Source organism: Buttiauxella cochleicola (assembly GCF_021282435.1).
Taxonomy (GTDB): Bacteria; Pseudomonadota; Gammaproteobacteria; order Enterobacterales; family Enterobacteriaceae; genus Buttiauxella; species Buttiauxella massiliensis.
Map to the genome: position 1 here is coordinate 283,429 of NZ_JAJSOT010000001.1, position 18,935 is coordinate 302,363.

The 18,935-nt window shown below is 49.2% G+C and carries 16 protein-coding genes; 13 read left to right on the forward strand and 3 right to left on the reverse strand.

Going from position 1 to position 18,935, the window contains the following annotated elements:
- The first annotated feature begins 321 nt into the window (after positions 1 to 321).
- The 5 genes from guaD to dcp are packed head-to-tail and all read left to right on the forward strand — an operon-like array spanning position 322 to position 8,271.
- Positions 322 to 1,653, forward strand: a complete 1,332-nt coding sequence (gene guaD, locus LVQ77_RS01290) for a guanine deaminase (protein ID WP_232903452.1) — start codon at positions 322 to 324, stop codon at positions 1,651 to 1,653.
- A complete protein-coding gene (gene xdhA, locus LVQ77_RS01295) occupies positions 1,650 to 3,086 on the forward strand; it encodes a xanthine dehydrogenase small subunit (protein ID WP_232903453.1) in 1,437 nt (478 codons plus the stop codon). The genes guaD and xdhA overlap by 4 nt, the downstream gene beginning before the upstream one ends.
- Positions 3,076 to 5,421 (forward strand): xanthine dehydrogenase molybdopterin binding subunit, encoded by a 2,346-nt coding sequence (xdhB, locus tag LVQ77_RS01300; RefSeq protein WP_232903454.1) that lies wholly within the window; start codon positions 3,076 to 3,078, stop codon positions 5,419 to 5,421. The genes xdhA and xdhB overlap by 11 nt, the downstream gene beginning before the upstream one ends.
- Entirely contained in the window at positions 5,418 to 6,188 is a 771-nt protein-coding gene (gene xdhC / locus LVQ77_RS01305) for a xanthine dehydrogenase accessory protein XdhC (RefSeq protein ID WP_232903455.1), read from the forward strand. The genes xdhB and xdhC overlap by 4 nt, the downstream gene beginning before the upstream one ends.
- Before the next feature lie 37 nt (positions 6,189 to 6,225).
- Positions 6,226 to 8,271, forward strand: coding sequence for a peptidyl-dipeptidase Dcp (gene dcp, locus LVQ77_RS01310; protein ID WP_232903456.1), 2,046 nt, complete (start codon positions 6,226 to 6,228; stop codon positions 8,269 to 8,271).
- Positions 8,272 to 8,329: 58 nt separating this feature from the next.
- On the opposite strand, the gene yciA is transcribed toward dcp, so the two are convergent.
- Positions 8,330 to 8,722 carry an acyl-CoA thioester hydrolase YciA gene (gene yciA, locus LVQ77_RS01315; RefSeq protein WP_232863756.1) on the reverse strand — a complete coding sequence of 131 codons (393 nt, stop codon included), beginning with the start codon at positions 8,720 to 8,722 and terminating at the stop codon, positions 8,330 to 8,332.
- Positions 8,723 to 9,055: 333 nt separating this feature from the next.
- Between yciA and LVQ77_RS01320 the strand changes: the two genes are divergently transcribed.
- Positions 9,056 to 9,334: a hypothetical protein gene (locus tag LVQ77_RS01320; protein ID WP_232863578.1), complete on the forward strand. Its 279-nt coding sequence runs from the start codon at positions 9,056 to 9,058 to the stop codon at positions 9,332 to 9,334.
- A 153-nt stretch (positions 9,335 to 9,487) separates the two neighbouring features.
- Here the strand turns inward: LVQ77_RS01320 and LVQ77_RS01325 are convergent, their stop codons facing one another.
- Positions 9,488 to 10,024 (reverse strand): septation protein A, encoded by a 537-nt coding sequence (locus tag LVQ77_RS01325; RefSeq protein WP_064511702.1) that lies wholly within the window; start codon positions 10,022 to 10,024, stop codon positions 9,488 to 9,490.
- A 59-nt stretch (positions 10,025 to 10,083) separates the two neighbouring features.
- On the reverse strand, positions 10,084 to 10,827 hold the full coding sequence (locus LVQ77_RS01330; protein ID WP_151995899.1) for a YciC family protein: 744 nt from the start codon (positions 10,825 to 10,827) through the stop codon (positions 10,084 to 10,086).
- A gap of 219 nt (positions 10,828 to 11,046) precedes the next feature.
- Here LVQ77_RS01330 and LVQ77_RS01335 point away from each other — a divergent pair, with 219 nt between their 5' ends.
- The 7 genes from LVQ77_RS01335 to LVQ77_RS01365 all read left to right on the forward strand — a co-directional run bounded on the left by LVQ77_RS01335 (position 11,047) and on the right by LVQ77_RS01365 (position 18,411).
- A complete protein-coding gene (locus LVQ77_RS01335) occupies positions 11,047 to 11,259 on the forward strand; it encodes a ubiquitin-like domain-containing protein (protein WP_232903457.1) in 213 nt (70 codons plus the stop codon).
- A 440-nt stretch (positions 11,260 to 11,699) separates the two neighbouring features.
- Positions 11,700 to 12,434, forward strand: coding sequence for a hypothetical protein (locus LVQ77_RS01340; RefSeq protein WP_232863580.1), 735 nt, complete (start codon positions 11,700 to 11,702; stop codon positions 12,432 to 12,434).
- 41 nt (positions 12,435 to 12,475) lie between these two features.
- The gene (locus LVQ77_RS01345) at positions 12,476 to 12,967 is read left to right on the forward strand and encodes a CS1 type fimbrial major subunit (RefSeq protein ID WP_232903458.1); all 492 of its coding nucleotides are present in this window, start codon (positions 12,476 to 12,478) and stop codon (positions 12,965 to 12,967) included.
- A gap of 79 nt (positions 12,968 to 13,046) precedes the next feature.
- Positions 13,047 to 15,503, forward strand: a complete 2,457-nt coding sequence (locus LVQ77_RS01350; RefSeq protein WP_232903459.1) for a TcfC E-set like domain-containing protein — start codon at positions 13,047 to 13,049, stop codon at positions 15,501 to 15,503.
- Between the two features lie 45 nt (positions 15,504 to 15,548).
- Positions 15,549 to 16,697 (forward strand): hypothetical protein, encoded by a 1,149-nt coding sequence (locus LVQ77_RS01355; protein ID WP_232903460.1) that lies wholly within the window; start codon positions 15,549 to 15,551, stop codon positions 16,695 to 16,697.
- A gap of 318 nt (positions 16,698 to 17,015) precedes the next feature.
- Entirely contained in the window at positions 17,016 to 17,663 is a 648-nt protein-coding gene (locus LVQ77_RS01360) for a DUF1120 domain-containing protein (RefSeq protein WP_232863584.1), read from the forward strand.
- A 70-nt stretch (positions 17,664 to 17,733) separates the two neighbouring features.
- Positions 17,734 to 18,411 carry a fimbrial protein gene (locus LVQ77_RS01365; RefSeq protein WP_232863585.1) on the forward strand — a complete coding sequence of 226 codons (678 nt, stop codon included), beginning with the start codon at positions 17,734 to 17,736 and terminating at the stop codon, positions 18,409 to 18,411.
- The last annotated feature ends 524 nt before the right edge of the window (positions 18,412 to 18,935 follow it).

Genomic DNA, 18,935 nt, shown 5'->3' on the forward strand with positions numbered 1-18,935 from the left:
CTTAGCACGCTAAGGCAGTTAGTGATAATTGAACTTTAGTATGGCAGCACCTGTGCATTAGTGGTGCAACAAGACCATGTCTGTGCAACTTGTTGGTGCGGGCAATTCCTCAATTTTTAACAATCCAGCTCATGATACCAAAAGGCAACCGTTTGCATGGGTGAGCAATCGTTTGCATGCTAAAAAGTTGCGTAAATGTTGCGCAACAAGAGGGTGTGTAATCTAAGCTACTGTTATCAAAATGATTAAATCTAAATTCCAACATGGCATCAACATTGCAACTATTAACTCATTCTTCACAAACCAATTACAGGTACGGCGATGACAGTTAATTACACGCAAGCGCTACGCGGTCAGTTTTTCGATATTACTCAAACCGGGACGAATCCCGACGAATTACTGGCTAATGCTCGTCATCACGAAGATGCTGTGCTGTTCCTTAATGATGGCACTGTCGTCGCGTTGTTACCGTGGGAAGAAGGGCGCAGCCATCTGCGTGCTGAAAATGATTACATTGATTATCGCGGTAAGCTGATTATTCCGGGCTTCGTTGATACCCATCTGCATTATCCGCAAACTGAAATGATTGGTGCCTATGGTGAACAACTATTGGAATGGCTGCAGACTTATACCTTCCCGGTTGAAAGCCACTATCAGGATAGTTCGCACGCGGCAAAAATGTCAGCCTTCTTTCTTAGCCAGTTACTCAGTAATGGTACGACCACGGCACTGGTATTTGGCACCGTGCATCCGCAATCGGTCGATGCACTTTTTAGCGCGGCAGAACATCTCTCGATGCGGCTTATTGCCGGTAAAGTGATGATGGATCGTAACGCGCCAGACTATCTCACGGAAACACCCGAGCAAAGCTACCTGCAAACCCGTGAGCTTATTCAACGCTGGCACAAAAAAGGGCGGCTGAACTATGCCCTGACGCCTCGTTTTGCTCCAACCTCATCACCTGAATTACTCGCAGCGGTCCAAACGTTACGTGAAGAATTTCCCGATACCTGGCTGCACACTCATCTTAGTGAGAACAGCGATGAAGTCGCCTGGGTAAAAAGTCTGTGGCCGGAATCCGAAAGCTATTTGGGCGTCTATCACCAGTACCAATTGACGGGCAAACGTAGCGTTTTTGCGCATGCCATCCACTTGCAGGAGTGCGAGTGGGATTGTCTGCATCGAACCGAATCGGCAATCGCCTTCTGCCCAACCTCTAACCTGTTTCTCGGGAGTGGCTTGTTTAACTTAAAGCAGTGCCATGACCGAGGGATCCGCATGGGTATTGGTACTGATGTTGGCGCAGGCACCACTTTTAATATGCTGCAAACACTGGCTGAGGCGTACAAAGTCGCGCAACTTCAAGGCTACCGTTTGTGTGCCAGCGAAGCGTTTTATCACGCAACCCTTGGCGGAGCTCACGCGTTGGATCTTGATGACAAAATTGGCAATTTCTTACCCGGCAAAGAGGCCGACTTCGTGGTTCTCGACCTGGCTGTATCTCCGCTACAGAAGATGCGCCACGCCAATAGCCGCGATATTTACGAAAAACTGTTCGTGCTGATGACGCTTGGTGACGATCGCAACATCTGGCACACCTGGGTCAACGGCAAATGCGTGTGGCAGCGAGATACGCTGGAGGTCGCAGCATGATTCAATTTTTGCTAAATCAAACGTTAAAAACCCTCGATGATGTGGACCCGAATACCACGGTACTGAACTGGCTGCGCGGCAGTGAACAGCGCTGCGGCAGCAAAGAAGGATGTGCATCTGGTGATTGCGGCGCTTGTACGGTCGTTCTCGGTCAAGTAGACGGTGAGAACATGCGTTACCAGACGGCAAATGGCTGTATCACGCTCATCAGCCAACTTGCGGGTAAACAGTTGCTGACAGTGGAAGATTTATCGCAAGGCAATGAGTTGCATCCGGTACAGCAGGCGATGGCCGATTGCCATGCATCACAGTGTGGCTTTTGTACTCCAGGTTTTGTTATGTCGGGATTTGCGCTGCAAAAATCGCACACAGCCGTACAGCGCCATGAGATCGAAAAGAGTCTTGCGGGGAATCTTTGCCGCTGTACTGGCTATCGCCCAATTATTGACGCCATGGAGCAAAGCTGCGCAACCACGCAAGATCAGTTCACGCAGACTGAGCCTCAAACTGTTTCGCGATTAAAAGCGCTGCAACCAACGGGCGTGGGAGAACTTACAAAATCCAACCGTTGCCTGTTACCTAAAACAGTTTCCCAGTTGGCAGGACTTTATCAGCAAAATCCTCAGGCACGATTACTGGCAGGGGGCACCGATCTGGCGCTGACTATTACCCAGCAGTATCAGACACTGCCATTGATTATCGGGCTTAACCAGATTGACGAGCTTAAGACGATTACGGTGGCGGAGAGCCAGATTCGTATTGGAGCGATGGCAACTTTGCAGGCGTGTCAGGATATCTTACAACCTTTGATTCCGGCTTTTGCACAGGTGCTGGATCGTTTTGCTTCTGCGCAAATTCGTAATCACGGCACATTGGTAGGGAATTTGGCGAATGCCTCGCCCATCGGCGATGGTGCACCGATGTTACTGGCTCTGGGTGCCGAACTCGAGCTACGTTGCGGCGAAACCGTGCGCATACTGCCGCTTGATGAGTTCTTCCTGAGCTATCGTAAAACCGCTTTGCAACCAGGTGAATTTATCAGTGCGGTGCTGATTGACCGTACTGCTATCTCCCCGACATTTGCCGCGTGGAAAATATCAAAGCGTATGGATGATGATATTTCGACGGTATTTGGCGCTTTTAACCTGCATTTTAATGATGGCGTTGTGACAAGTGCGAAACTGGCATTTGGCGGCATGGCTGCTGTCCCGGCGCGGGCTAAAAGTGCTGAGCAAAAACTGTCAGGCCAACCATTCACCCAACAAACATTAGACCTTGCATGTCATGCACTGGCCGCAGACTTCCAGCCGTTAACTGATTTCCGGGGTTCTGGGCGCTACCGTTTGACTGTTGCGCAAAATCTGCTGAGGCGTTTGCTGTTGCAACAAACCGAACCCGGTGATGTGCTGGAGGTACAAAACTATGTCAATTAACCCGGCACGCCTTTCAGAGCAGGCATTAATCGAGCAATTTTCCCGCGAGATGAACGGTGGTGCGGGCAAAAGTCGCAAACATGAAAGTGCCGATAAGCATGCGAGCGGCAAAGCTGAGTACATTGACGATAAGCTAACATTGCCGGGTATGTTGTATCTGTGCCCGGTTCTTAGCCAACATGCTCATGCGCGAATTACCAGAATCGACACTGCCGAGTGTTACTCCATTGCTGGCGTGGTGCGAGTCTTTAGCTGGCAGGATGTTCCCGGTGAGTTGGATATTGGCCCACTGGCACCTGGCGACCCACTATTTGCCCGAGATTTGGTTGAATACCATGGCCAGGTTGTACTGACTGTAGCTGCGGAAACGCCCGAAGCTGCACGTGAGGCAGCACTCAAAGCGGTCATTGAATATGAACTTCTTGAGCCGGTGCTGGATGTCGAAGAAGCCTTGCGCCGCGAGCAATATGTGCAAGAACCGCACGTTCATCAGCGTGGTGATGCAGACCGAGCGTTGGCTTCTGCTATGCATCGTATTCAGGGGCAATTTCATATCGGCGGGCAGGAACACTTTTATCTCGAAGGGCAAATTGCCGTGGTGCAACCGGGGGAGGATGGTTGCGTTACGGTCTGGTCGTCGACTCAGCACCCCACTGAAGTACAAAAACTCGTGGCATCAGTGCTCGGTGTAACAATGAATAGAGTTACTGTAGATATGCGCCGTATGGGCGGTGGTTTTGGTGGCAAAGAGACACAGGCTGCGGGCATTGCCTGCCACGCGGCGCTGGCTGCGGCATTAACCGGCCGACCAGCCAAAATGCGTCTTTCGCGTCGTGACGATATGCGTATCACCGGTAAACGGCATCCATTTTTTGTCCGCTACGATGTTGGTTTTACGGATGAAGGGATGCTCAATGGGGTAGTAATCGATCTGGCGGCTAATTGCGGTTACTCGCTGGACCTTTCAGGATCGATCTGCGATCGCGCCATGTTCCATGCCGATAATGCCTACTATCTGGGTGATGCGAGAATAACGGGCTATCGCTGTCGTACGAATCTGGCTTCCAATACGGCATATCGCGGGTTTGGCGGACCACAGGGCATGGTCGCCATTGAGCAGATTATGGATCACATTGCCCGTGAACTCGGCCTCGACCCGCTGGAAGTGCGTAAACGTAATTACTACGGCGATACTGAGCGTAACGTCACGCACTATCATCAGACTGTTGAACACAACATCATGCCGGAAATCACCCACCAGCTTGAAGCAAGTGCCGATTACCACTCCAGGCGCGAACAAATCAGCGAATACAATCGCAGTAGTCCAGTGTTAAAACGCGGGCTGGCGCTTACGCCGGTCAAATTTGGCATCTCTTTCACCTCCAGTTTTCTCAACCAGGCCGGAGCACTGTTGCTGATTTATACCGATGGCACTGTGCAGCTTAACCACGGTGGCACGGAGATGGGACAGGGTTTGAATACCAAAGTGGCGCAGGTGGTTGCCGAGGTGCTGCAAATTCCTGTGGAACAGATTCAGGTTACGGCAACCAATACGGGGAAAGTGCCAAATACCTCGCCAACGGCGGCGTCATCTGGTGCTGATCTCAATGGCAAAGCAGCAGAAATTGCAGCGCTGACAATTAAAGAACGGCTGGTGGAAATGCTATGCCGCTTGCACAAATGCACCACTGAACAGGTGGAATTCCGCAATGGCGTGGTGAAAGTGCCAGGCCACCATTTCACCTTTACTGAAATCGCGAATCTTGCGTGGCTAAACCAGGTACCACTTTCAGCAACGGGCTTCTACAAAGTGCCGGGTATCCACTACGATCGCGCCGCCGGGCGTGGGCAACCGTTCTATTACTTCTCATATGGTGCGGCGTGTTCTGAAGTGGTTATCGACACACTAACTGGCGAGTATCGCCTGCTACGTACCGATATTCTGCATGATGTTGGCAACTCTCTGAACCCGGCGCTGGATATTGGCCAAATCGAAGGCGGATTTGTGCAGGGCGCAGGCTGGCTGACTTGTGAAGAGCTGGTATGGGATGAAAAAGGGCGGCTGCTGACTGACAGCCCGATGAGTTACAAAATCCCGGCTATCAGCGATGCGCCAGCCGACTTCAGAGTCCAGTTGCTTAAGAATCATGCCAACCCGCAGCACACGGTTTATCGCTCCAAAGCAGTGGGTGAGCCACCATTTATGTTAGGAATTTCAGTGTGGTGCGCTTTGCAAGATGCTGTGGCAAGCGTCACGGATTACCAGAAACACCCGCGCCTTGATGCACCCGCAACACCAGAACGTGTTTTCTGGGGCTGTCAGGAGGTGCCATGAATGATGAATGGATCAGCATTCTGATGCAGTTTCGCGAGCGCCGGGAACCGTGCGTATTGCTCACGCTGCTGGCTGACAAAGGCTCAGTGCCGAGAAATTGCGGCACGAAGATGATTGTCGGGCGAAATCAGAGCTTCCTGACTATCGGTGGCGGGCATCTTGAATTCCAGTGTATTGCGATGGCACGCGAGATGCTGGGAAAGCAGGCTACGGCACCACATACCGAGCATTTTAATCTTGGAGCGCGGCTAGGACAGTGTTGTGGTGGCATGACCACCGTTTTATTTGAACCGTTAATTCAGTCGCAGCCACAAATCATGGTTTTCGGCGCAGGTCATGTTGGGCAAGCGCTGGTGGCATTATTATCAACGTTACCCTGTCACATCACCTGGGTGGATGAACGGCCTGATATGTTTTCAGTGGCTCCAAAAGGGGTAACAACCTGGCAGGCTGAAGACCCATTGGATGCGGTGAAATCGGCGGCCGCGCAAAGCTATTTTATTGTGATGACCCACCACCATCCGCGTGACCTTGAACTGACCGAAGCGATACTTAAACGCGGTGATTACCGCTATCTGGGCTTGATTGGTTCGCAAACCAAACGGCAACGCTTTGAATATCGGCTGGCGGGAAAAGGAATTACTGAGCAACAACTGAGCACCTTGCGTTGCCCGGTGGGGTTGCCGGATGTGAAAGGGAAACTCCCGGCAGAAATCGCCGTGGCCATTGCCGCCGAGATTATTGCTGTGTATCAGGTAGCGAGTTGAGCTATAAATTAGTTTTGCGGTCAGCAGGAATTAAAGAATGCAGATGGAAAATCCGTTCTACCACATCAGTTTATTGCCTTACCAGGCACCTCACTTTGATGACATTCAGGACAGCCACTATCGTCCGGCATTTGACGAAGCTAAACGCATCAAGCGCGAAGAAATCGCGGCGATTGCCAATGACACTGCGGCACCCACTTTTGAAAATACCTTCCTTGCGCTGGAAAAAACCGGGCAGATGTTAGGGCGAGTAACCAACGTTTTCTTCGCCATGACTTCCGCCAATACCAATGATTACCTGCAACAGCTCGATGAAGAATTTGCCGCCGAACTGGCGGAGCTCGCCGATGAAATGCGCCTTAATACCATGCTGTTTGAGCGTCTGGATAGCGTTTATCAACACCGTAACTCAGCAGGTCTTGATGAAGAATCGCGGCGTTTAGTTGAAGTCGTCTGGCAGAGTTTTAGGTTTTCGGGTGCAACATTAAGTGATGAGAAAAAAGCACGTCTTAAGGTGCTGAATAAAGAAGCCGCCCAGCTTAGTAGCCAGTTTAATAATCGCCTGCATGCAGCAGATAAAGCCGCAGGTCTGGTGGTTGACGATGTAGAGCAACTGGCGGGCTTAACGCCGGCAGAAATTGCATCTGCAGCACAACATGCCAGTGCTAAGGGGCTGAATGGAAAATACTTAATTCCATTGCTTAATTTCACCCAACAGCCCGCGCTGCAATCACTGCAAAACCGGCAGACACGCGAAAAACTGTTTAAAGCGGGTTGGGATCGCACTCAGCAAAATGACGGCAACGATACGCGAGCTATTGTCGCGCGCCTGGCCATACTGCGTGCAGAACAGGCGCAATTGCTTGGTTTCGAGAATTATGCGGCCTGGAAAATTGCCGACCAAATGGCAGAAAAGCCGCAAGCAGCACTGCAATTCATGCGTGACATCGTGCCTGCTGCCACCGCACGTGCGCAACGCGAACTTGTGGATATTCAGCAGGTGATTGACGCACAACAGGGTGGATTTAAAGCCGAAGCATGGGACTGGGCATTCTACGCAGAGCAAGTCAGACGAGCGAAATACGACCTTGATGAAGGGCAAATTAAGCCTTACTTCGAGTTGAACAATGTTCTAAGCAATGGTGTTTTTTGGGCAGCCAGCCAGCTATTTGGTCTGAATTTTGTCGAGCGCTTTGATATCCCTGTCTATCACGATGACGTGCGCGTGTGGGAAATCTTTGATAAAGACGGGCGCGGCATGGCGCTGTTCTATGGCGATTTCTTTGCTCGCGACAGTAAAGGTGGCGGAGCATGGATGGGCAACTTTGTTGAACAATCCACGCTGCTGGATAACTCTCCGGTGATTTACAACGTTTGCAATTACAACAAACCGGCAGCCGGTGAATCCGCGCTTATATCCTGGGACGATGTGGTGACGTTATTCCATGAATTTGGTCATACGTTACATGGGCTATTTGCGACCCAATGCTATGCAACACTTTCTGGGACGAATACGCCGCGCGACTTCGTGGAGTTCCCTTCGCAAATCAATGAACACTGGGCGAGCCAACCCCAGGTGTTTGCTAACTATGCTCGCCATTATCAGACTGGCGAGGCGATGCCTGATGCATTGAAAGAGAAGCTATTCCGTGCCGCCCGCTTTAACAAAGGCTACGACATGACAGAGTTGCTTGCCGCAGCACTACTGGATATGAACTGGCACAGTTTACCGGCCGGAAGTACGGTGGATGATGTGGCGCGGTTTGAAGCTCATGCACTGGAAAATGAGCACATTAATCTGCCAACCGTTCCTCCGCGTTATCGCAGTAGCTACTTCGCGCATATCTTCGGGGGAGGTTATGCGGCGGGCTATTACGCGTATATCTGGACACAAATGTTGGCCGATGATGGCTATCAATGGTTTGTGGAACAGGGAGGGTTGAATGCACAAAACGGTCAGCGCTTCCGAGAGGCCATTTTATCGCGTGGGAATAGTCGCGAGCTCAAAGCGCTATACAACGACTGGCGTGGGCATGCGCCTTACAGTGAACCGATGCTGGAAAATCGTGGTTTAAAAAGCTGAATCAGACCAAAGATAATAAAAAATGCGCCATTCGGCGCATTTTTTATTGAAAACTAACTTAGCGCGGAATAGGGCGCGGTTTACCGTCATTATCGACAGCGACATAGATAAAAATGGCTTCTGTCGCTTTATAGCGCTGGCCAATCGGTTCAGACGAGACCTTTTTGACCCATACTTCCACGTTAATGGTAATGGAACTATTTCCGCGTTTGATGCAGTTGGCGTAGCAACACACCACATCACCAACGGCGACAGGTTTAAGAAACGTCATCCCATCAACACGGACAGTTACCACACGGCCTTGGGCAATTTCTTTGGCCATAATCGCGCCGCCCATATCCATCTGCGCCATCAGCCAGCCACCAAAAATATCGCCGTTGGCGTTGGTATCCGCCGGCATGGCTAGTGTGCGCAGAACCAGTTCGCCTGCGGGAGTGTCTTGTGGAGTCATATCACTTTCCAAAAAGTAGTCATGGATTTCATCGTTATTGAATTCGCTTGCAGCGGGCATGGCCATTGCTTTTGCACTTATGGTGCTATATCAGCAATTTATCACATTTGTGATTCCCATGGCTCGTATGGGTTTGTGCCTGGATATGTCCATAAGCACTGTTTATATATGCTAATAATGAGTGAAAAACCTTAAGCACACAAAGCTAATAATCACATTGATAAACTGTCTACTATCCGCATCACTGTCGCTCCTACAAAAGAGCGGTATCCGTTTATTTAAGCTCCCTTCGGCGTATTACATACTCTAATTATTTCGTGGGTTAATGTTTATATGAAAAAGTTTCTTCTTTTGACAGTTGTTATGATTGGCGGGATAGGTTCAGCAATGGCGCAAAATGTCACTGTAGATGTTCCGAGCGGATATAAAGTGGTGGTAGTGCCTTCTTCAGTCACTGTTTCCCAGGCTATCAACGTAACAACCACGCCGCCTCAAACAGTATACGTCACCCCGGCTCCAGCGCCTGTCGCGGCATATCATCCGCGCGCACGTCATGTTGCCAGCGTGGCAGAAGGGATGGTGATTGAGCACCAATATGACGACCATCATTAATTTTGTTTGAAAGCAGAATTTTAATGACAATGCCTCGGTAACCGCTGGGGCATTTTTGCATCTGGGGGATTTAAAAGAAAAAAGCACACGTTGATTTTGGATTTATCAACGTGTGCTCGAGAACAGAAAATATTTAAACGCGTCCGCGAATGTCTACTTCTCTTCTTGCGGCATGTGCTTATAGATATAAACACCGCTCAACAGCGTAAACACCAGCGTCGCCGCCGTCAGGCCGAACACTTTAAAGTTGACCCACACGCTTTGTGGTAGCCAGAACGCTACGTAAATATTCAGTGCGCCACAGACGATGAAAAATAACGCCCATGCGACGTTCAAACGTGACCATACACCTTGCGGTAGAGAGATCTCTTTACCCAACATGCGTTGAATCAACGGTTTTCCCATCACCAACTGGCTAATCAGAAGTGCGGCAGCAAACAGGCCGTAGATCACGGTGACTTTCCATTTGATAAATTCATCATTATGGAAGAACAGCGTCAGGCCGCCGAAAACGGCCACCATCAGGAAGGTGATCAGCGCCATTTTTTCTATCTTGCGGAATTTATACCAGCTATAGATCAGTGCAAAACCGGTGGCGACGATCAGCGCACCAGAGGCCACATAAATGTCGTACATTTTATAGAATGCGAAGAAAACAATCAGGGGCAGGAAGTCGAGAAACTGCTTCATAATCTGTTCCGTAAAATGACTCCTGAACCTTCAGTTAGAGGTTCAGGAGTAAGTGAGTGTTATTGGCGTACCAGCATATACAAACGGAATACGTAGATGAGCAACACAGCAGAAATCAGGTTGCTTATCGTATTTGCTACCACCCCGCCAACCGCAGGTGACAGTGCTGCAAATGAAGATGCGAGCATCAGGAGTGCAGTTTTTGCCAGTAACCAGCTAATCACTGCAGGTGCAACAAGGCGCATATTTCCCCAGGCAAGACGCATACTGCCGCGCATCGACTGGAAAATTCCTACTTTATCCTGCACAACCATAACTGGCGCGAATGAAAGCAGAATTGCTAACAGCACGCCCGGTACCACAATCAGCATGATGCCGATTTGCACCAGGAAGGTTGTCAGGAACATCAAGATAAAGATCTTAGGCAATACAGGAGCCGATGTACCAATCGCACGCAGCGCGCTCACGCGTTGCCCGGCACTCACCATCTGAATTAAAACCAGCACACTACCCGCAAGGATTGCATTGCCAATCAGACCCGCAAATGTCGATGCCGCAGAGGCTTTAAGTAACATTTGCTGCTGCTCAGGTGTCATGTTTTGCACAAGATCAAACAGCCCCATGCTATTCGATAAATTATCTCCCTCACTAAGGATAGACATTTGCTCGTCGCTGGGTGAAAAGGCGTGACCGATCACAACCGAAATAAAGGCACAAAGTAAAGCGATCAGTAAGACAGTAACAAACTGATTGCGTAGAAAATTCCCCGTGTCACGGTACACAGAACCTGCCGTGATAGACATGCACTCTCCTTGATGTTGCTCGGTTAAAAAACAGCGGGGATTGTACCCTGGATGAATGACGCTGGCACCGACAAGATGCGCGGTGAAAGTAAGTTACTGTCAATGTGAAAAATTGATCTGGAGCGGGGTTGTCGTTTTGCCCATAAATTGACATAACATTGCAGTAAAGGTTTGCTTGACCTAAATTTGTCGTACAGCAACAACACTTGGGAGCTACCTATGCAGATTAATTTCGTGGATGAAAACGACAGTGAATTCAGTCTGGATGTTGAGAGTGCTGATACGATATTGAATGTAAAATCACGTATTGCAGATAACACTGGTGTCTCAATTGACAGAATCAGATTGGTATACAACGGCAAGGTTCTTGATGAAGGCCTTACCTTAGGTGTTTATAATATTGCAGATGGTGCTACGATAAATATCGTGTAAAACATCACCTTATTATCTGGACGATTTACTTAAATAAAGCCACCGCAGTTGTACTGCGGTGGCTTTATTTTGAGGTATATTCAGTTGCTTATACTCGGTTAAAAAACGCGTCGAACTTTGTCCTGACCCACGTCCTAACAAACCTATCAATTTTATGAACGCTTCTATCCTCTCAATCATCCAGTTCCTGTAACTCTATGTTGTGGTGAATAGACGAAATATGACCTTATTTCCCCTTATTAACTGAATATTTGATTGTAGGTATTTTGAGTGTTTTTGAGTTGGTTGTTTTCAGTACATATCAGTGTCCTTATGCTTCTCTAATCATTATTGTGTGTCGGACAGGCAGTACGACCATTAAGTAGCGTCTTTTACATATAGCTAAACGCAATGCGAATGATGGTGGGTAATAAACCATTAAGCAGAAGAGAGTTAAAGTAATGAAGATAACTGTTTTGTTACTTGTCGGGATTTTAATTCCATTGACAGGTCATGCCGCTGCGCCTGATATCAATGTAGGCACTATGCAGGATTATATTGATGCAGATAAATCAACTTTTCTAAAACGTATTCGTAATGAAGGTGATGCGACAGCTTTCGTTAAGGTTGATGTCAGTGAAATTATTCTTGATAAGAAAAATGGTAATCAAGAAAAACCGGTAATGGATATCAATCAGGCAAAAGCACCCGGCGGTTATACCCTGATTGCCAGCCCTGCGCGTTTAATTATTCCTGCGAAGGGCATGCAAACCGTACGTTTATTAGTTATGGGCGAGCGCCAGGTGGAACGCTATTACCGCGTGAGATATGTTCCGGTAATGCCAGACAGTAAAGGGGATTTTAATGTCTCCGAAAAAGACGTGAACGATTACGGCAAAACCCTTAGTGCCGGGGTGAATATTATGGCGGGCTACGGCACCATTATTTATGTTCGCCCGAGTCAGGTCAGGTTTAACACGGATATTACGCAAGGTGAGAGCGGTATGACTGTGCGTAATAACGGTAATAGCGTTGTCTTTTTAGACCATTTTAAAGCCTGTGACAGCAACGGAACAAACTGTGATGTCTCAAGCAAGCACCATGTATTACCCGGCGCCAGCCGTAATTTTAGCAAAGAAGTAAATCAGGTTTTTCATTTTCATTTAATTGAAGGTGACAAAACCAAAAAATATTAACCTGGGTATTTTATTTTTAACAAACAAATGGAATTAATAGTATGAAAAAACTTATTGCTTTGGCACCTCTGGCTCTGATCCTGGCTTCTGTAAGCGTGCAGGCAGTTGACCCCATTGCTCACCAAATGACGGTAACCGCCACCATCCCTACCGCTGATTTTTATGTGACTCCAGCAGGCGGCGGTAACTGGATGAACGACCCGCAGAACCTCGATTACGACTCACAGACTAAAACGCTGGCCACTTTCTCCCGCCAGTTAAATATGAAAAGCACCACGGGTGCCATCTCCGCAAAGCTGACCTCGCCAATCGAAATGAGCAACGGAACGCCGGCGCAAAATATCGGCCTGAGCGTTCTGGTTAATAACGTGGCATTAACCACCACATCGGCAGAAGTGCTTGCAGCGCCAGCTGCAGCGACTGGCCAGACGGTACCTTTCCAGGTTCGTGCCGCAGCGGCGCCAACGGGTGGGTATGCGCCAGGTAGCTATACCGGTCTGGTCGGCATGCTGTTTGAAACGGTCACGCCGTAAATAATCTTCAGCATTTCTTTTTTCTCTTGTGTCAGTGCCTTGTCTGGCACAAGAGATTCTTTCTCACGAATGGCTGACTATGAATAACCCACGTATTTTTCAACAGACATGCCTGGCGGGCTGTATTGCCGTTGCGCTTTCTGCTCCTTATTCTGCTTCTGCAGCCCCAATGACCACCACCAGCTTATTAAAACAAACTGAGCAACTGCCCGCTGGGTTTGCCGAGCATTTCTTCGACGTGCCGCTGGCCGTGCGTATCGAACTCAACGGGCAGTTGCTGGGGGAGGGAATGATCACGCTCTCGCACGATGAACGAGTCCGCCTGCTGGAATTTACCCACAGCGTGGATGTGCAGGGGGAAATGCTGCGCCGTCAGGAGTTGTGGGGGCAAATCCTGCAGCAGGAACGCAAACTCGGTGAATGCAGCGCCGACTGTCCTGAAAAGCTGCTCGCGATTCATTACAGCATCGAAAACTCACAGTTATCTATCGTCACGGCGGATGCGGAAGTTATCGACGGTGAAGCGAAATATTATCTTTTGCCGCAGGAGAGCGCTCCAGGTCTGATCGTCCGTAATCAGCTCAACCTGGTGAATAGCGGGGAGGGCGAAACCTCCGGCAACTACTGGCTGAATGCAACTGCAAGTCTCGGCACCTGGAGTATGCAAAGCAGCTGGCAGATGGCGAAAAGCAGCGGTTATGACGATGAAATGCATTACAGCATGCAGGACCTTTACGGGCAGCGTGAATATGAAGGCCGCTTCTTGCGGCTTGGCTACTTTACGCCCGACAACAATAACATTGGCCTACAGCCCATGACGTTAGGCGGTCGTCCGGACACCACACTGGGGGTGATGCTCGGCAGTTCCGATACTCTTGCCATCCGTAACGATCGCCCAAGCGCGACGCCCATTTATGTGACAGTTAACCGCCCGGGTATGGTCGAAATTTACCGTAACCAGCAGTTAATCAACAGTCAGTCGGTACAGCCAGGCTTACAAACGATTGATACACGCTCGTTGCCGGGGGGGATCTACCCGATTGAAGTGCGTCTTGTAGAAGATGGCGATGTCACTTATCGCCGTGAAGAAACCATCTACAAACCGGAAAATTGGGCAGACCCAACCAACCGCTGGCGTTACAACCTGTTTGCCGGTAAGTCGAGCCAGCTAATAAGCAACTGGGATAAACGCGAACAAGGCGAGCTGAATGCCGGAGTCTTGCTTAATTATCTGATTAATCCTCGTCTGGTAGGCGGCCTTTCAGCCCAGCAGGTGCAGGGCAATATGCAGTACGGCACCACGCTGGACTGGAGAATCAGCGACAGTTTAAGTTTCTATAACAATCTGTCATGGGCAGAGAACTACGGTCAGGCGGCCGATCTACAGGGTATTTATAGTTATGGCAGCGGTAGCATCGTCTTAAGCCACAACCAATCGTGGCTGGATACCCGTACCCGTTATGGCAGCTATAAAGGAGAAAACCGCACCAGCTCCGCCAACCTGCATCATCGGCTGTCCAACAAGAACAGCCTGACCGGGCGGGTCAGCAATAATAGTGGCAACAGTAATGGCACCGGTGTGGATCTTGGTTGGCAGCATAACGGTGAACTGTACGGCAATAGCGCTTTGTGGCGCGTGTCGTTGTTCGATCGTCCCGGCAGCTACAGCAGTGGTAACGGGCGCAACCGGGGCATTGATATTAACCTTAGCTGGAATCTCAGCACGGAAAAAGGCCGCGTCACCACCCGTCTGGGTAGCCGTACCGGTCGCGATGGTGAGCGTGATAACAACGCGGCAGTTGGCTGGCAGCAGGATTATGACCAGGGTTTTGTGCGCAATCTTAACGGCACCCTGACCGCCGACCGTTATGGTACGGGCCTTGATGTGGGAGCCGGTTTCCAGAACAGCGTATTACGTGGCGATGCTTACGCCCAAAAATCCAGCTACAACTCGGGTTTAAGCGGCGGTGTGAATTTAGAAAGTACCGTTGCGATGGGGCGCAATAAGCTGGCAGCCAGTGGCGAATCTCACTACAGCGGCGCAGGAATGATTATTGACGTGGAGTCCGATGTGCCAGAGGTGCTTTTACGCGCCGATGAACATAGTGGAAGCAGCACACCACTGCGCCCCGGGCGCAACTTTATTCCCGTCGCCCCTTATAAAACGGGTCATATACAGTTTGATGTAGAGAAAGACGACCACGCCGTCACCATCAAGCCGCAGAGCACCCGCTATCAACTCAATCGTGGCGGCGTGGAATATCGCAAAATACAGGTCATGAAAACTGTCACGGTTATCGGGCGAGTACTGGATGCTCAGGGTGAGCCTATTCGCGGCGGTCAGGTAATTAACCATGCCAGTCGCAGCGTTACGGAACACGGTGGTTTTTTTGCCGTAGAAATGAACGCCTCTTCGTCTACGCTTGCCATTCATCATCAGAACAAACAGCTGTGCGAGTTAACCCTCGACATTAACGCCCATCCGCAGGAGAACGATGCGCTGATGGTGGGTGATATTCATTGTGTGAAAAGTTAACGCATTCGGCTAATTCAATTATTTAAATCCTGGTTGGTTATCTTTATGAAGCGCTTCATCTATTTAAATCTGATCTATTTGCAGCTTATCGCCACGCTCTTATTATTACCTGGGTTTGTCTATGCGGGTGTTTCAAATATCATCGAAGGTTACGCCATTGTAGGGGTCAGCACTCAGGTCACCACTATAAATAATCATGAGGTGCCAATTAATGTTGAAAAAAGTTTCACCTCAGGAAGTGGCCAACTGTTAATTAAAGCAAAAATGCCAAATTCTATTGTTGTGCTGACTAATGAAAGAGGAAGTACGATTAGTCTTTCTCAAGGGGCAGCCCTTGATGGTACTTCAGGCAACGAACAAAACTGGCATTTCAGATATGAATCAGGTTTTTCATCGCCAATATATGACTACCCCGCATGTAACCCAGTTTCAGCCACCGTCGGGAAGAGTGGTTCTATAACTTTTAGAGGTGCTGCAGAATGTAATTATGCTTCTACACGTGGGCCTGATCATATCCACTATACGGCATTAATCTTTGGAGCCAGAAGTGTTGTTGGGTTTCCCACTAATTGGGATTTAAGAACCCCGGCTACCGAGCCCGGTATTTATCGAGGCAGCATTTATTATACGCTGGGACCTGGCAAAGATTTTGATATGGGGCCGGAAGCTATCTACCACACCGACCGCATCGAAATTCCGTTTGTTGTTTATGTTTCTACCGTTCCCATGAAGCTCCGCCTTCCACCGGGTTCTGAGCGGGCAGTATTAACCCCGCAAGACGGCTGGAGCAGTTGGATCAACCGCAGCGTCAAGCCCGACAGAATATATCGAAATATACCTTTTACCATTACCGCCCAGGGGTGGGTGGCGGTTTCGTTAGAGAATTGCAGTTATCTTTCGTCAAATATTTGTCAGATTTCCGATGGAAAAGGAAATCTGGCTAATTTGAATGTGTCCATCACGCTCCCCGAACCGTGGAGAAACTACCCCGGCAGTTCAGTCAATAAGCATCCGGTAACTACATATAAAGGGGCTTACTCGTCCTATCTCCTTGCTGGTTTAACGCCGGTCACCTCTTCCGGGAAGTTAACCATTGAAGTCGCAGGTGGCGAACTGGATAAAATGCTGACCCAGCCAGGGTCCGAGTGGTCAGGCAATATTACGGTTGTCTTTGAACAGATGCTGGATTTTTAAAGTTGTAGGTTGATAAAAAAGAGGGGTCTTTGTATGGCGCCTCTGCCCACGTGCGTCACGAGACGTTGCTGCGGGCAAGGTAAGCATTGTTAAGACGTTCAGTCAGCCTTACTAAACCTGAATCAAATAAATAACCATCTGATAAATATGCATATTTCAAATAAGGTTTATTCAGTTCCTGCCCTTCACCCTGCGTGCTAATTTTGCCGTCGTTGCCGCTAGCCCATTTATCTTTCGGGTTCTGAATAAGGCGGCGAGTGAAGCGGCAGGAGCCTGCTTTCTAATTAATCTCTATTTAATGTTGGAATTTTTATGTACATGACTAATAAGTTCACTTTATCTGCACTGGCTTTCGGCATGCTGGTTTCTTCTCAGGCTTTTGCTGCAAGTAACGTCACGCTGAACGTCAGGGGCACCATCACTCCAGTGGCCTGTACGCCAACCTTGAGCGGTGGCGGCGCCATTAAGTACGGTTCAATCTCCACTTCCGATCTTTCTGAGACGGCACGAACCACTCTGGATAAGAAATCCCTTAATTTAACGGTCGATTGTGCCGGTGCGACGGCTCCATTTGCTATTACAGCGGTGGATAACAATATGGATTCGACGCTGGACCTAAATACTGGCGGCTATTTTGGCCTGGGTAAGCAGGGAACAAGTAATATCGGTCAATATACTGTGTACATTGCGGGGACCGCGCAAGGAGATGGAAATGATGTTCACGCTATGACTTCAATAAATGGCGGTACAAGCTGGAACAAAACATCGGGTGTCAATCCGGTAATGGTAATACATGGGGGGAAACTGCATGCATATGGTAACAGCACAGCTAACACTCCTACGCCGGTCAGTAAGCTAGTTACCCAACTTGACATTGAGGCGACTATCGCGCCACTCAACACCCTGGATACCACCAATAACTTCAATTTTGCTGGTTCCACCACCCTGATTGTCGAGTACCTCTAATCAGAAACAGTGCCGGTCAAATAAGGGCCGGCAGTTCTTCCTGACTTGAAGATTATTAGCGGGTATCACTATGAAAATGCCAACAAAACTTACCACACTAGCCATTGTCTTGAACCTGTTGCAACCCGTGTTCGCAGCGAGCCAAGCCGATCTTACCGTGATGGGGTCTGTTGCCCCGGCCCCCTGTACGGTGGTGATTGCCGGTGGCAAAGACTACCGCTTCGGCACCATGATGGCGGATGAACTCAACAGCGATGCGCCTACCCATCGGGATCTCTCAAAAACGATCTCGATTGAATGCCCGGCGCCAACCGGACTTTGGGTCGCTTTTCCGTTTGACAACGGTGGGCAGCTAAAACCCCATGCCGGTGGAACGGCCACCGGTTCACTGGCGTGGTGGAAGCCTTCAACTAACGAGGCTTTGTCTGACCGCGGATGCGATCCTGTTTTGCCAGATGCTGAGCAGACCAAGGTTGATGTTGGTGACGGCAACCTGATGGGATTGGATAAATATGTTCGTATCTTCAGAGGTAGCGTGCTCCGTCCCAGTTGTCCGGTAACCTCTTTTAGTGATTATGCATCGGATGGAAATGGCGCAGAAGATGGTTATTACCTCGGTCATCCAGCAGTTAAAAGGATGCAGATTCCCCGGCATTTAAGAATGAGCATTAACCCACGGGATGATTTAGATACCGCCGGAGCCATTCAACTGGAAGGTGCGGCAACCGTGGTAGTGAATTATTTTTAATACCCGGCAGAAATCCGTTTCGCGTATTCCGGCAGTCCAGTCAATAAGCATCCGGTAACTACATATAAAGGGGCTTACTCGTCCTATATCCTTGCTGGTTTAACGCCGGTCACCTCTTCCGGGAAGTTAACCATTGAAGTCGCAGGTGGCGAACTGGATAAAATGCTGACCCAGCCAGGGTCCGAGTGGTCAGGCAATATTACGGTTGTCTTTGAACAGATGCTGGATTTTTAAAGTTGTAGGTTGATAAAAAAGAGGGGTCTTTGTATGGCGCCTCTGCCCACGTGCGTCACGAGAAGTTGCTGCGGGCAAGGTAAGCATTGTTAAGACGTTCAGTCAGCCTTACTAAACCTGAATTAAATAAATAACCATCTGATAAATATGTATATTTTAAATAAGGTTTATTCAGTTCCTGCCCTCCACCCTGCGTGCTAATTTTGCCGTCGTTGCCGCTAGCCCATTTATCTTTCGGGTTCTGAATAAGGCGGCGAGTGAAGCGGCAGGAGCCTGCTTTCTAATTAACC